This is a genomic window from Streptomyces sp. NPDC048565 (assembly GCF_040650935.1).
In the GTDB taxonomy this organism is placed as follows: Bacteria; Actinomycetota; Actinomycetes; order Streptomycetales; family Streptomycetaceae; genus Streptomyces.
In genome coordinates, this window is the sequence record NZ_JBEZIH010000012.1 from 72,377 (window position 1) to 86,036 (window position 13,660).

General features: G+C 70.6%; 17 protein-coding genes and 1 pseudogene. 17 read left to right on the forward strand and 1 reads right to left on the reverse strand.

The window, feature by feature from the left end; genetic code table 11:
* Positions 1-61: 61 nt before the first annotated feature.
* The 17 genes from AB0C75_RS16640 (at position 62) to AB0C75_RS16720 (ending at position 13,016) form a co-directional block, all read left to right on the forward strand.
* Positions 62-655, forward strand: a complete 594-nt coding sequence (locus AB0C75_RS16640; RefSeq protein WP_362891312.1) for a hypothetical protein — start codon at positions 62-64, stop codon at positions 653-655.
* Between the two features lie 155 nt (positions 656-810).
* Positions 811-1,251 carry a 30S ribosomal protein S16 gene (gene rpsP / locus AB0C75_RS16645; protein ID WP_362891314.1) on the forward strand — a complete coding sequence of 147 codons (441 nt, stop codon included), beginning with the start codon at positions 811-813 and terminating at the stop codon, positions 1,249-1,251.
* A 2-nt stretch (positions 1,252-1,253) separates the two neighbouring features.
* Positions 1,254-1,493 carry an RNA-binding protein gene (locus AB0C75_RS16650; protein WP_014153811.1) on the forward strand — a complete coding sequence of 80 codons (240 nt, stop codon included), beginning with the start codon at positions 1,254-1,256 and terminating at the stop codon, positions 1,491-1,493.
* A gap of 123 nt (positions 1,494-1,616) precedes the next feature.
* Positions 1,617-2,240: a ribosome maturation factor RimM gene (rimM, locus tag AB0C75_RS16655; RefSeq protein ID WP_362891316.1), complete on the forward strand. Its 624-nt coding sequence runs from the start codon at positions 1,617-1,619 to the stop codon at positions 2,238-2,240.
* Positions 2,240-3,061, forward strand: coding sequence for a tRNA (guanosine(37)-N1)-methyltransferase TrmD (gene trmD, locus AB0C75_RS16660; RefSeq protein WP_362891318.1), 822 nt, complete (start codon positions 2,240-2,242; stop codon positions 3,059-3,061). Before rimM ends, trmD begins: the two co-directional genes overlap by 1 nt.
* Before the next feature lie 127 nt (positions 3,062-3,188).
* Entirely contained in the window at positions 3,189-3,539 is a 351-nt protein-coding gene (gene rplS, locus AB0C75_RS16665; RefSeq protein WP_069170461.1) for a 50S ribosomal protein L19, read from the forward strand.
* Positions 3,540-3,584: 45 nt separating this feature from the next.
* Positions 3,585-4,358 carry a signal peptidase I gene (lepB, locus tag AB0C75_RS16670; protein WP_362891320.1) on the forward strand — a complete coding sequence of 258 codons (774 nt, stop codon included), beginning with the start codon at positions 3,585-3,587 and terminating at the stop codon, positions 4,356-4,358.
* Complete coding sequence (lepB, locus tag AB0C75_RS16675) at positions 4,351-5,409, forward strand: signal peptidase I (RefSeq protein WP_362891321.1); 1,059 nt, start codon at positions 4,351-4,353, stop codon at positions 5,407-5,409. The genes lepB (AB0C75_RS16670) and lepB (AB0C75_RS16675) overlap by 8 nt, the downstream gene beginning before the upstream one ends.
* Positions 5,327-6,208, forward strand: coding sequence for a signal peptidase I (gene lepB / locus AB0C75_RS16680; RefSeq protein ID WP_362891521.1), 882 nt, complete (start codon positions 5,327-5,329; stop codon positions 6,206-6,208). The genes lepB (AB0C75_RS16675) and lepB (AB0C75_RS16680) overlap by 83 nt, the downstream gene beginning before the upstream one ends.
* Before the next feature lie 49 nt (positions 6,209-6,257).
* Complete coding sequence (gene lepB, locus AB0C75_RS16685; protein ID WP_362891323.1) at positions 6,258-7,043, forward strand: signal peptidase I; 786 nt, start codon at positions 6,258-6,260, stop codon at positions 7,041-7,043.
* A gap of 1 nt (position 7,044) precedes the next feature.
* Complete coding sequence (locus AB0C75_RS16690) at positions 7,045-7,566, forward strand: NUDIX hydrolase (RefSeq protein ID WP_362891523.1); 522 nt, start codon at positions 7,045-7,047, stop codon at positions 7,564-7,566.
* A gap of 63 nt (positions 7,567-7,629) precedes the next feature.
* Positions 7,630-7,938: a DUF2469 domain-containing protein gene (locus AB0C75_RS16695; protein ID WP_003965949.1), complete on the forward strand. Its 309-nt coding sequence runs from the start codon at positions 7,630-7,632 to the stop codon at positions 7,936-7,938.
* Positions 7,939-8,115: 177 nt separating this feature from the next.
* A complete protein-coding gene (locus AB0C75_RS16700; protein WP_362891325.1) occupies positions 8,116-8,475 on the forward strand; it encodes a YraN family protein in 360 nt (119 codons plus the stop codon).
* Positions 8,475-10,094 carry a YifB family Mg chelatase-like AAA ATPase gene (locus AB0C75_RS16705; protein WP_362891327.1) on the forward strand — a complete coding sequence of 540 codons (1,620 nt, stop codon included), beginning with the start codon at positions 8,475-8,477 and terminating at the stop codon, positions 10,092-10,094. The genes AB0C75_RS16700 and AB0C75_RS16705 overlap by 1 nt, the downstream gene beginning before the upstream one ends.
* Positions 10,091-11,263 carry a DNA-processing protein DprA gene (gene dprA, locus AB0C75_RS16710; protein ID WP_362891329.1) on the forward strand — a complete coding sequence of 391 codons (1,173 nt, stop codon included), beginning with the start codon at positions 10,091-10,093 and terminating at the stop codon, positions 11,261-11,263. Before AB0C75_RS16705 ends, dprA begins: the two co-directional genes overlap by 4 nt.
* Before the next feature lie 261 nt (positions 11,264-11,524).
* Positions 11,525-12,361: an RNA polymerase sigma factor WhiG gene (whiG, locus tag AB0C75_RS16715; protein WP_362891331.1), complete on the forward strand. Its 837-nt coding sequence runs from the start codon at positions 11,525-11,527 to the stop codon at positions 12,359-12,361.
* A 97-nt stretch (positions 12,362-12,458) separates the two neighbouring features.
* On the forward strand, positions 12,459-13,016 hold the full coding sequence (locus AB0C75_RS16720) for a helix-turn-helix domain-containing protein (RefSeq protein WP_362891525.1): 558 nt from the start codon (positions 12,459-12,461) through the stop codon (positions 13,014-13,016).
* A 14-nt stretch (positions 13,017-13,030) separates the two neighbouring features.
* Here the strand turns inward: AB0C75_RS16720 and AB0C75_RS16725 are convergent.
* A pseudogene (locus tag AB0C75_RS16725) lies at positions 13,031-13,483 on the reverse strand (M23 family metallopeptidase); the annotation flags it as partial.
* Between the last annotated feature and the right edge of the window lie 177 nt (positions 13,484-13,660).

Below are 13,660 nucleotides of genomic sequence, written 5' to 3' on the forward strand. Positions count from 1 at the left end.
GCAAATTATTTGGGATGCCCCGGAATAGGAACACCAGGGCACTCAGGCTCGTTGACACGACGTGAGCACGACACCACCTGTACTTGCCGCAGAGCTGGCACAGGCGTGGGCCGACATTCAGCGGTACCACCCCGAGCTGCCCGATCTTGCCGCGCCAGAGTCCCTGATCGGAGAGTCCTCGTCCGCCTGTGGCGCCGAGCTCTCCTTCGAACGGCTGCTCCATGAGGCAGTCCACGGCATCGCCGCCGCGAGAGGTGTCCGGGACACCTCACGCGCCGGCCGCTACCACAACCGACGCTTCCTCGCGATCGCCGAGGAGCTGGGCCTCGATCATGCCGAGGAGCCCCACCCCAGCAGCGGATTCTCGCTGGTGACGCTGAATCCCGAGGCCAAACGCAGATACCGCCCGACGACGGAACGGCTGCAGCGGGCGCTCAAGGCGCACACCGTGGCCACCGCGGCGGACACCAAGCGGTCGTTCCGGGGTCCCGCCGCCCGGCACGGCTCCTCCGGAGGAGGGGTGCGGGTGAAGGCCGTCTGCGACTGCGGGCGCAACGTCCGCGTCGTTCCCTCGGTCCTCGCTCAGGCGCCGATCGTCTGCGGCGGATGCGGAAAGCCCTTCCGTATCCCGGAAGGGGCGGTCGTGGTGGGGTGACACGGTGTGGTGTGGCACAATGGTCAGCTGTACTCGACAGTCGCACAGGACCCCTCTCTCCTCCGGCTGACGCGTCCGTCGGGCACCCGAGTACCGCAACCCCACGTGGCATCTTTTGTGCCCAACCACGTCATAGACCAGGAGACACCACTCCCGTGGCAGTCAAGATCAAGCTGAAGCGTCTGGGCAAGATCCGTTCGCCTCACTACCGCATCATCGTCGCCGACTCCCGTGTCCGCCGTGACGGCCGGGCCATCGAGGAGATCGGCCTGTACCACCCGGTGCAGAACCCCTCGCGCATCGAGGTCAACGCGGAGCGCGCGCAGTACTGGCTGTCCGTCGGCGCCCAGCCGACCGAGCCGGTCCTCGCGATCCTGAAGCTCACCGGTGACTGGCAGGCCCACAAGGGCCTCCCGGCCCCGGCGCCGCTTCTGCAGCCGGAGCCCAAGGCTGACAAGCGCGCCCTGTTCGAGGCCCTGGCCACGGACGGCGACGAGGCCAAGGGTGAGGCCATCACCCAGAAGGCCAAGAAGTCGGACAAGAAGGCGGACGAGGCGGCTGACGCTGCCGCGTCCACCGAGTCGACCGAGGCCTGAGCGTGCTCGAGGAGGCTCTTGAGCACCTCGTGAAGGGCATCGTCGACAACCCCGACGATGTGCAGGTCGCCTCGCGTGACCTGCGCCGTGGGCGCGTGCTCGAGGTTCGGGTCCATCCCGACGACCTCGGTAAGGTGATCGGCCGCAACGGCCGCACCGCGCGCGCTCTGCGTACCGTCGTGGGTGCCATCGGCGGTCGTGGGATCCGTGTCGACCTCGTCGATGTGGACCAGGTTCGCTGAAGAGTTGAACACCGGCCGGGGCCGGGGAGGGCTTTCGAGCCGTCCCCGGCCTTTGTCGTCCGTACATGACAGCCCGCAGGGGCTGACAGCCTCCTCAAGTCGAAGATCACCGGGAGAAGTAGCGTGCAGTTGGTAGTTGCGCGGATCGGTCGCGCCCATGGCATCAAGGGCGAGGTCACCGTCGAGGTGCGCACCGACGAGCCCGAACTCAGGCTCGGGCCCGGGGCCGTGCTGGCCACCGAGCCCGCCCACACCGGGCCGCTGACGATCGAGACCGGCCGGGTGCACAGCGGCAGGCTGCTGCTGCGGTTCGAGGGCGTACGTGACCGTACGGGCGCCGAGGCGCTGCGCAACACCCTGCTGATCGCCGAGGTCGACCCGGCGGAGCTGCCCGAGGATCCCGAGGAGTTCTACGACCACCAGCTGATGGACCTCGATGTCGTCCTCGCCGACGGCACGGAGATCGGCCGGATCACCGAGATCACGCATCTGCCGTCGCAGGACCTGTTCATCGTGGAACGGCCGGACGGCAGCGAGGTGATGATCCCGTTCGTCGAGGAGATCGTCCACGAGATCGACCTGGAGGAGCAGCGGGCCGTCATCACGCCGCCGCCTGGCCTGATCGACGAGAGCGAGGCCGTGGTGGCCTCCACGCGGGACTCCGCCGACGCCGACGCCGACGCCGACGCCGACGCCGACGCCGACGCCGATGTCGATGCCGGCGACGGTGGGAAGGGCGAGGCGTGATGCGGCTCGACGTCGTCACGATCTTCCCCGAATACCTGGAGCCCCTGAACGTCTCGCTCGTCGGCAAGGCGCGCGCCCGGGGCCGTCTCGACGTGCGTGTCCACGATCTGCGGGACTGGACGCACGACCGGCACAACACGGTGGACGACACCCCGTACGGCGGTGGCCCCGGCATGGTCATGAAGACCGAGCCCTGGGGCGAGGCGCTGGACGACGCGCTGGCCGACGGTTACGAGGCCGGGGCGGGCTCCCCGGTGCTGGTGGTGCCCACGCCCAGTGGCCGGCCCTTCACCCAGGAGCTGGCCGTGGAGCTCTCGGAACAGCCCTGGCTGATTTTCACCCCCGCCCGTTACGAGGGCATCGACCGCAGGGTGACCGATGAGTACGCGACCCGGATGCCGGTCATCGAGGTGTCCATCGGCGACTACGTCCTCGCGGGCGGGGAAGCCGCCGTACTGGTGATCACCGAGGCCGTGGCGCGACTGCTGCCCGGCGTGCTCGGCAACGCCGAGTCGCACCGCGACGACTCCTTCGCGCCCGGGGCCATGGCCGACCTGCTGGAGGGCCCGGTCTACACGAAGCCCCCCGAGTGGCGTGGGCGCGGCATTCCCGAGGTGCTGCTCAGCGGCCACCACGGCCGGATCGCGCGCTGGCGACGGGACGAGGCCTTCCGCCGTACCGCTCTGCACAGGCCCGATCTCATCGAGCGCTGCGAGGCGTCGGGGTTCGACAAGAAGGACCGCGAGATGCTCTCCATCCTCGGCTGGTCCCCGGCGCCCGACGGGCGATTTTGGCGCAGGCCCGAGGCCGTGGAAGAATAGGGTCGCTGTACGTCCGGCGCGCGCCCCTGCCACAGGGGGAAAGCCGCCCGCCCGAGGTGACCAGCATCCGAACTTCGAACTTCACTCCCGTCGATGACCTGTGGCATCGGCGAAGAAAGCAGACAAGATGACTTCCCTGCTCGATGGCGTCAACGCCGCCTCGCTCCGTACCGACCTCCCGGCGTTCCGCCCCGGTGACACCGTCAACGTCCACGTGCGCGTGATCGAGGGCAACCGCTCCCGTATCCAGCAGTTCAAGGGCATCGTCATCCGCCGCCAGGGCTCGGGCGTCAGCGAGACCTTCACGGTCCGCAAGGTCTCCTTCAGCGTCGGCGTCGAGCGCACCTTCCCGGTGCACAGCCCGATCTTCGAGAAGATCGAGCTCGTCACCCGCGGTGACGTCCGTCGCGCCAAGCTGTACTTCCTCCGTGAGCTCCGCGGCAAGGCCGCGAAGATCAAGGAGAAGCGCGACCGCTGAGTCACCTCCGGCGTCCATGACATGGCCGGATAGGATTCGGCCCCGATGGACACGGAAGCACAGCACACGGAGCGCGATCGTTCCTCCGGCCCCGCAGACGGGGCGGAGGAGGGGTCGCGCTCCACGCATGTCCGAGACCGGCTGTCCGCGGCGGGCCCCTGGGGGCGGGCCGCCCTCCTGGGCGTGCTCTGCACCGTCGCGCTGCTGCTCCTCAGCGCCTTCGTGCTGCAGCCCTTCCTCATTCCCAGTGGCTCGATGCGGCCCACTCTGCGGGTCGGGGACCGGGTCCTCGTCAACAAACTGGCGTACCGTTTCGGCTCGGAGCCCCGGCGCGGCGACGTGGTGGTCTTCGACGGCACCGGATCCTTCGTGCAGGAGACGGGGCCCGAGGAGAACGCCGTCGGCGCGCTGCTGCACGGAGTGGCCGCGTCCCTGGGACTGGCCGACCCCGCCGGGTCCGACTTCGTGAAGCGGGTGGTGGGCGTGGGGGGAGACCGTGTGGTCTGCTGCGACAAGCGGGGGAGGCTCGAGGTGAACGGCGCTCCGGTGGACGAGGAGTATCTGTACCCGGGGGATCATCCGTCCGAAGTGGCCTTCGACATCGTGGTGCCCGAGGGCAGGCTGTGGGTGATGGGCGACCACCGGAGCAGCTCGCGGGACTCCCGGGACCACCTGGGACAGCCCGGGGGCGGCATGGTGCCCGTCGAACGGGTCGTCGGACGGGTCGACTGGCTGGGCTGGCCGCTCGGCCGGATCGGCTCCCTGGAGGGTACCGACGCCTTCACCGGCATACGGCCGGCGGACGCGGACCATGGGTAACCGGGGGCGCAGGCGGGGAGTACCGGACTCCGACCCGCCGCAGCCCAACGGGCCGGGGCCGGCCACGAGCCGCTCACTGCCCACGCGGGCGGAGCGCCGCAAACTGGCCCGCAAGGTGAAACGCCGCAGGCGCCGGTCAGCGATCAAGGAAATACCCCTCCTCGTCCTGGTCGCGCTGCTGATCGCGCTCGTACTCAAGACCTTCCTCGTCCAGGCCTTCGTGATTCCCTCCGGGTCGATGGAGCAGACCATCCGGATCGGTGACCGGGTGCTGGTGGACAAGCTGACCCCCTGGTTCGGGTCCGAGCCGCAGCGCGGCGACGTCGTCGTCTTCAAGGACCCGGGCGGCTGGCTCCAGCAGGAGACCGGCGACACCGACGACCCGCCGGCCGGCGTCAAACAGGTCAAGGAACTGCTGACCTTCATCGGACTGCTGCCCTCGGCGGACGAGCAGGATCTGATCAAGCGTGTGGTGGCCGTCGGAGGCGACACCGTGAAGTGCTGCGGCACCGACGGCAGGATCACGGTCAACGGCGTGGCGCTCGACGAGCCGTATCTGAATTCCGGCGATGTGCCCTCCACTCTCAAATTCGAGGTAAAGGTTCCGCAGGGCCGCATCTTCGTGATGGGCGACCACAGGTCGAATTCCGCGGACTCCCGCTTCCATCTCGACAAGCCGGGAAAGGGCACGGTGTCGGTGGACGAGGTCGTGGGGCGGGCTGTGGTGATCGCCTGGCCGTTCGACCATTGGACCAGGCTGAAGGAGCCCGGAACGTATGCCTCCGTTCCCGCGGGGAGCGTCGGGGCGACAGCTGCGGAAGCCCCGTCGAATAGTGTGTCCTCCCAGGATCTCAACGGAATGGTCCTGCTCCCGACCCCTGCGGAACTCCCGCTCGTTATGGGAGTGGTGGGCCTGCGCCGAATCGGTCGCAGGCGGTGGCACGGAGTGAGGAGTGGATGTGGGGGATTTGGCGGTCGGCGCACGATCCGGACACGAGGAACCCGAGGACCGGCCTTCGAGCGACGAGGTTCCGGTGGAGGCGGAGAGTGACGGCGAGTCCCCGGACGGTGGCAGTACAGCGGTGAAGAAGCCACGTTCCTTCTGGAAGGAGCTGCCGCTCCTCATCGGTATCGCGCTCATTCTCGCGCTGCTGATCAAGACGTTCCTTGTACAGGCCTTCTCGATCCCGTCGGACTCCATGCAGAACACCCTGCAGCGGGGTGACCGGGTCCTGGTCGACAAGCTGACACCGTGGTTCGGCTCGGAGCCGGAGCGCGGAGAGGTCGTGGTCTTCCATGACCCGGGCGGCTGGCTTGAGGACACCGCGACGCCCGACCCCAACGCGGTGCAGAAGTTCCTGAGCTTCATCGGGCTGATGCCGTCCGCCGAGGAGAAGGACCTGATCAAGAGGGTCATCGCGGTCGGCGGCGACACCGTCGAGTGCAAGAAGAACGGCCCGGTCATGGTCAACGGCAAGGCCCTGGACGACAAGTCGTTCATCTTCGAGGGCAACAGCGCCTGCGACGACGAGCCGTTCGGACCGATCCATGTGCCCGAGGGCCGGATCTGGGTGATGGGCGACCACCGGCAGAATTCGCTGGACTCCCGTTACCACCAGGAGCTGCCCGGCCAGGGCACCGTGTCCACCGACGAGGTGGTCGGACGGGCCGTGGTCGTGGTCTGGCCCGTCAACCGCTGGGCGACCCTTCCGGTGCCGGGCACGTTCGACCAGTCCGGTCTGAACGCCGCCGCCACGGCCGCAGTGCCGGGAGCACTGGGTGTAGCCGGCGCGCTGCCCCTCGTGTTCTGGCGTCGCCGCAGGCTGACCCGCGGGCATACCGCCGGGTAGGGTGCCGCTCGGATCAGCGATTGTCGATCTCCGATGGGGGAGCGCTGGGATGAGTGGATCAGGACGTCATGACGGCAGCGGCCGGCTCGGCACGAAGCTGTCGAACCTGGCCGTGGCCGTCGGCTGTGTGCTCTTCCTCGGCGGATTCGCCTGGGGAGCGGTGGTGTACAAGCCGTACACCGTGCCGACCGACTCGATGACGCCGACGGTGAACGCCGGTGACCGGGTCCTCGCGGAGCGGATGACCGGCGACGACGTGCGGCGTGGAGACGTGGTCGTCTTCACCGACTCGGCATGGGGCGATGTGCCCATGGTGAAGCGGGTCGTCGGAGTGGGCGGCGACAAGGTCGCCTGCTGCGACAAGGAGGGCAGGCTCACCGTCAACGGCAAGCCCATCGAGGAACCGTATCTGCGGGCGGACGGCGCGTCGCCGTTCGCCTCGATGGACGGCGGGTCCACGGCCTCCGTCCAGAAGTTCACGGCCGATGTACCGGGGGGCCAGCTCTTCCTCCTCGGGGACGAGCGCAGCACCTCCATGGACTCCCGCGTCCATCTGGAGGACCCGGGGCAGGGCTCGGTGCCCCGCAGCGCCGTCCAGGCGCGGGTGGACGCCATCGCCTGGCCCATGAACGGCATGATCGGCCGGCCCGACGCCTTCGCGTCGCTGCCGGGCGGCGTGTCGTCCGAAGGGCCGCTGCCGCTCCAGATCGGGGCCCTCGTGGTGGGAGTGGTGCTCATCGTGGGCGGAGCTGCCTACGGACCGCTGGCGGCACGCTCCGCGCGGCGGGGCAGTCAGGGGCGCAAGGGGCAGAAGGCGGCCGCCGGTGTCCGCTGAGATGCCCGGGGCGACCGGGGCGACCGGGGCGACCGGGGCCACCGAGACCCGCAAGGTCGCTCGTGTGGTGCTCCTGGACCCGGACGACCGGATCCTCCTGCTGCACGGCTTCGAGCCCGAGGACCCGGCCGAGAGCTGGTGGTTCACCCCGGGCGGGGGCCTGGAGGGCGACGAGACCCGGGAGGAGGCCGCCCTGCGTGAGCTCGCCGAGGAAACCGGGATCACGGACGTCTCGCTCGGTCCACTGCTGTGGACCAGGATCTGCTCCTTCCCGTTCGACGGGCGGCGCTGGGACCAGGACGAGTGGTACTTCCTGGCCCGTACCTCGCAGACGGCGACCGATCAGAAAGGCCTCACCGAGCTGGAGCTGCGCAGTGTCGCCGGTCTGAGGTGGTGGACTTCCGCCGAACTTCTCGCCACGCGTGAGACGGTGTATCCGACCAGGCTCGCCGGGCTGCTGCGCACGCTGCTCGACGAGGGTCCCCCGAGTGCGCCGCTGGTTCTCGCCCCCGAAATCGTCTAATCGGCCAGGGGTCGGTGGGGCTGACGCACAATAGGGGGACGCACGGCTGAAGGGGAACATGCCATGAGTGCCGAGGACCTCGAGAAGTACGAGACCGAGATGGAGCTGAAGCTCTACCGGGAGTACCGCGATGTCGTCGGTCTGTTCAAATATGTGATCGAGACCGAACGGCGCTTCTACCTCACCAACGACTACGAGATGCAGGTGCACTCGGTCCAGGGTGAGGTATTTTTCGAGGTTTCCATGGCGGACGCGTGGGTCTGGGACATGTACAGGCCCGCTCGGTTCGTCAAGCAGGTCCGTGTGTTGACGTTCAAGGACGTGAACATCGAAGAGCTCAACAAGAGTGATCTCGAACTCCCGGGCGGCTGATTCCCAGGCGGTTGATTCCCGCGCGGCTGATTCCCGGGCGGCCGATCCCCGGCCCGGCCCCCGACGCTTCGGGTCACTCGTCCGGGTGGCCGGGATGTTCACATCGGCCTGGTTGTCCACCAAGATCCAATAGATCGGCCGGAGCGCGTCACAGTCGGTGCCGGAGGTGGTGCCGATATGAACGCACGGGGGGCACTCGGGCGGTACGGCGAGGATCTGGCGGCACGGCTGCTGGCCGAAGCCGGAATGACTGTGCTGGAGCGCAACTGGCGGTGCCGCGCAGGAGAGGTCGACATCGTCGCGCGGGACGGCGACGCACTGGTCGTCTGTGAGGTGAAGACGCGCAGGGCGGGCGCCTTCGAACATCCCATGGAGGCCGTCACGCCGGCCAAGGCGGACCGGCTGCGCAGACTCGCCGAGATCTGGCTCGACCAGCACGGTGGGCCGCCGCCCGGCGGGGTCCGGATCGATCTCATCGGCGTGATCATGCCCAGGCGCGGCGCACCGGTCGCCGAACATGTGCGGGGCGTGGCCTGATGGGGTTCGCACGGGCGTGCTCGGTGGCGCTGGTCGGCGTCGAAGGTGTGGTGGTGGAGGTCCAGGCCGATCTGGAGCCGGGCGTGGCCGCGTTCACGCTGGTCGGCCTGCCGGACAAGAGCCTGGTGGAGAGCCGGGACCGGGTCAGGGCCGCGGTCGTCAATTCCGGCGCGGAGTGGCCGCAGAAGAAGCTCACGGTGGGACTGTCCCCCGCCTCCGTGCCCAAGAGCGGTTCGGGCTTCGACCTCGCCGTGGCGTGCGCGGTGCTCGGCGCTGCGGAGCGGATCGACCCGGCCGCCATCGCGGATGTGGTGATGATCGGGGAGCTCGGCCTCGACGGCAGGGTCCGGCCGGTGCGCGGGGTGCTGCCCGCGGTGCTCGCGGCGGCGGAGGCGGGATACCGCCAGGTCGTCGTCCCGGAGCAGACCGCGGGGGAGGCCGCCCTCGTACCGGGCGTATCGGTCCTTGGCGTGCGCAGCCTGCGCCAGCTGATCGCCGTCCTCGGCGACGAACCCGTGCCCGAGGAGCCGCCCGCCGGGCTGGGCCGCCCCGATGCGATGCTCGCCGGACTCATGGTGCCCGGAGCGGGCCTCGGCACGGGTCTGGCCCCGCTGTCGGCCGACGGCACGGCGCAGCGGCTCGATCTGGCCGATGTCGCGGGCCAGGGCCGGGCGCGCAAGGCCCTGGAGGTGGCCGCGGCAGGGGGGCACCATCTGCTGCTGTCCGGGCCGCCGGGGGCGGGGAAGACCATGCTGGCCGAGCGGATCACCGCGATCCTGCCGCCGCTCTCGCGGCAGGAGTCCCTCGAAGTGACGGCGGTGCACTCGGTCGCGGGCATCCTCCCGCCGGGCGAACCCCTGATCAGCAGCGCGCCGTACTGCGCGCCGCACCACTCGGCGACGATGCAGTCGCTCGTGGGCGGGGGCAACGGCCTGCCGAGGCCGGGAGCGGTGTCCCTGGCGCACCGGGGCATCCTCTTCCTCGACGAGGCCCCGGAGTTCTCCGGGCGGGCCCTCGACGCGCTGCGCCAGCCCCTGGAGTCCGGACATGTGGTGGTCGCTCGCGCGGCCGGGGTCGTCCGGCTGCCCGCGCGCTTCCTGATGGTCCTGGCCGCGAACCCCTGCCCGTGCGGGCGGCACACCCTGGCGGGTGCGGGCTGCGAATGTCCGCCGTCGGCGGTCCGCCGCTACCAGGCGCGGCTGTCGGGGCCGTTGCTCGACCGGGTGGATCTGCGGGTCGAGGTCGAGCCGGTCGCGCGGGCCGACCTGATGGGCGGCGGCCGAGGGGAGTCGTCGGCCGAGGTCGCCGCCCGGGTGCGGGAGGCCAGGAAGCGTGCGGCCGAGAGGCTCGCGGGCACCCCCTGGACGACCAACAGCGAAGTCCCCGGGCATGAGCTGCGGACCAGGCTGGTCGCCGCTCCTGGGGCGCTGATGGCGGCCGAGCGGGACATGGAGCGGGGGATTCTCACGGCCCGCGGTCTCGACCGGGTCCTGCGCGTGGCGTGGACCGTGGCGGACCTGAGGGCCGCCGACCGCCCGGACGCCTCGGACATCGCGACGGCGCTGGAGCTGCGCACGGGCATCCCGCGGGGGGTCCCGATGCAGGCGGGTGCCCGGTGACCGCCCCGCCGCCCCACACCGAGCGGGAGCGGCTGGCGCGCGCCGCCCTGACCCGGGTGTTCGAGCCCGGGGACGAGCGCGGTGGCCGGTGGATCCGTGAGCTCGGGCCCGTCGAGCTGATGAGGCGTCTCACCGGCGCGGACGGACCCGCGCGGATGCTCAGCGGAATGACGGCGGCCCGGCTCGCCGGATACCGGCTGCGGGCGTCGAGCGCGGCCCCCGCGAGAGATCTGGCGGACATGGCCGCGATCGGCGGACGGTTCGTCTGCCCCGGTGACCGGGAGTGGCCGAGCCAGCTCGACGACCTGGGTGACGGCCGGCCCATCGGGCTCTGGGCGCGCGGCCGGTCCGACCTGCGCCTGTGGGCGCTGCGCTCGGTGGCCCTGGTCGGCGCCCGGGCCTGCACGCCCTACGGGGCGCACATGGCGGCGACGCTCGCCGGCGGGCTGGCCGAGCGGGGCTGGGTGGTGGTCTCCGGTGCGGCGTTCGGTGTGGACGGAGCCGCCCATCGTGGGGCGTTGGCCGCGGGCGGGGCGACCATGGCGGTGCTGGCCTGCGGGGTGGATGTGGCCTATCCGCGGGGGCACGCGGAGCTGATCGGGCGCATCGCGGAACAGGGCGTGGTCGTGGGCGAGCTGCCGCCGTCGGACCACCCGACGCGCAGCAGATTCATCCTGCGGAACCGGGTGATCGCGGCCCTCACGCGGGGCACCGTGGTGGTGGAGGCCGAATACCGCAGCGGCTCGCTGGTCACCGCGAGGAGCGCGCAGCGGCTGGGCCGCTTCACGATGGGGGTGCCGGGCCCCGCCACCAGCGGGCTGTCGGCCGGGGTCCATGAACTCCTGCGCGGTGAGGGGGTCCTGGTCACCGACGCCGCCGAGATCTGCGAACTGGTGGGGGAGATGGGCGAGCTCGCCCCGACCAGAAGCGGCCCGGTCCTGCCCAGGGACCTCCTCGACGCCGGTGCCGCGCGGGTGCTGGACGCGCTGCCGGGGACGGGCGTCATGGACGGTCGTGACGTGGCCCGGAGCGCCGGAGCGTCGACGGATGAAGCGCTCGGGCGGTTGTACGAACTCCACTCACTGGGGTTCGTCGAACGCGAGGGCGACGGATGGCGGTTGACGCCGGGACGGACACGCAATGGGGACGCGCGGCGAGGCGGTACTTGACCCGGAGCATTCGGGTGAAAAGGTGATGCGGAAGACCCCGGCGGTACCCGGCCAGGCCTTCGGGGACGCTGCGAGCGGTGACGGTCGTCCCCGTCGGCTCCCTCCGACGGCGGGGAAACGACTAGAGATTTGGAGCGAAACAGCACCGCACGGTTCCCTTGTCCTGAGCGCACCGCGACACCGCAGTCACGCTACGCTCACAAGGATTCCGCCCGAGAGACACGTCCCAGCACTTCACAGCAGAACGGCTCAAGGCACCACATGCCCCAGCACACCTCCGGGTCTGACCGCGCGGCAGTACCACCGGCTGCGCGTGGCACTGTGCGTCCTCCCGCCCCCTCCTCGCTCGACGAGTTGTGGCGTTCGTACAAGACCACCGGTGACGGGAGGCTGCGGGAGCAACTGATCCTGCACTACTCGCCCCTGGTGAAGTACGTCGCCGGCCGGGTCAGCGTGGGGCTGCCGTCCAACGTGGAGCAGGCGGACTTCGTCTCGTCCGGGGTCTTCGGGCTGATCGACGCCATCGAGAAGTTCGACATCGAGCGGGCCATCAAGTTCGAGACCTACGCGATCACCAGGATCCGCGGCGCGATGATCGACGAACTCCGGGCGCTGGACTGGATCCCGCGCTCCGTGCGGCAGAAGGCGCGCAACGTCGAGCGCGCCTACGCCACGCTGGAGGCGCAGCTGCGGCGTACACCTTCGGAGGCCGAGGTCGCCGCGGAGATGGGCGTGGCCCTGGAGGAACTGCACGCTGTTTTCAGCCAGTTGTCGCTGGCCAACGTGGTGGCGCTGGAGGAGCTGCTGCATGTCGGCGGTGAGGGCGGCGACCGGCTGAGCCTGATGGACACGCTGGAGGACACCGCGGCCGACAACCCGGTCGAGGTCGCCGAGGACCGCGAGCTCAGACGGCTGCTGGCCCGTGCCATCAACACCCTCCCCGATCGGGAGAAGACCGTGGTCACGCTCTACTACTACGAGGGCCTCACCCTCGCCGAGATCGGCAATGTCCTCGGTGTCACCGAGAGCAGGGTCAGCCAGATCCACACCAAGTCGGTGCTGCAGCTGCGGGCGAAGCTGGCCGACGCCGGACGCTGAGCCGGAGCGGCTTCGGCCACTCGGACGCGGACGCGGGCCTTCCTTCGGACCGGCGCCGCCGTAGAGTGGAGGGGTGCCCAGGATTCGAGCGGCCTCCGTGGCCGAGCACCGGACCATGCAGCGCGGCGCCCTCCTGGACGCCGCGCGCTCCCTGCTGTCCGAGGGTGGTACGGAGGCGTTGACCTTCCCCGCCCTCGCCGAGCGCACGGGCCTCGCCAGGTCCTCCGTCTATGAGTACTTCCGCTCTCGCGCGGCCGTCGTCGAGGAGCTCTGCGCCGTCGACTTCCCCGTCTGGGCCGCCGAGGTCGAGAACGCGATGCAACGTGCCGGTACGCCCGAGGCGAAGATCGAGGCCTATGTCCGCCGGCAGCTCGACCTGGTCGGCGACCGGCGGCACCGCGCGGTCGTGGCGATCTCCGCGAGCGAGCTGGACGCGGGCGCCCGGGAGAAGATCCGCGCCGCGCACGGCGGTCTGATCGCCATGATCGTCGAGGCCCTTGTCGATCTGGGCCACAGCGAGCCGAGGCTGGCGGCCATGCTGCTGCAGGGCTCCGTCGACGCGGCGGTCCGAAGGATCGAGCTGGGCGCGGCCGAGGAGCCGGGCATCGTGGCGGACACAGCCGTGGCCATGATCCTGCGCGGCGTGCGGGGCTGAGTCCGCCTCCCTTCCGCATCGGGGAGCGGCACACCGAACACCGGCAGCAGCCTGGAGGGGCCCCGTCGCAGCAGTGACGGAGGAAGCAGTGACAGCGGATCCAGATAGACGTCCCCGCGCCGCAGTCCCCAGTGCAGACAGCCCGAGGCGCAGTGGGACGGCCCGGGTTCGGTCACACCCACGATCTCCCCCGCGGCCACCTTCTCGCCCTGGGTGACCCGCGCCCGCACCGGCTCGTACGTGAAGCGCAGTGGCGGATCCCCGCTCCCCGCCACATCGACGGAGAGCACCCCGCGCCCGGCCACCGGTCCCGCGAAGGCGACCCGGCCGGGGGCGGCCGCCCGCACCGGGGTGCCCGGCGGCGCGGAGAGGTCGACCCCGCGGTGGCCAGGACCGTAGGGACCTTCGGGCGGCTCCCAGCCCCGTACGACCAGGGGCCGGCCCGCGAGCGGCCAGACGCGGTCACCGCCGGGCGCACTCCACGGCGGAGCTCCCGTCGCCGCCCGGGCGGAGGCCGCTCCCAACAGGATCGCGAGCAGGACGGCCAGCGGCACGGCGAGGAGCACGGCGCTCGGCAGTACGGGGGGCGGCAGCACAGCGGCCGGCACTAAAGCGGGCGGCAGCACAGCGGCCGGCTGCACGGT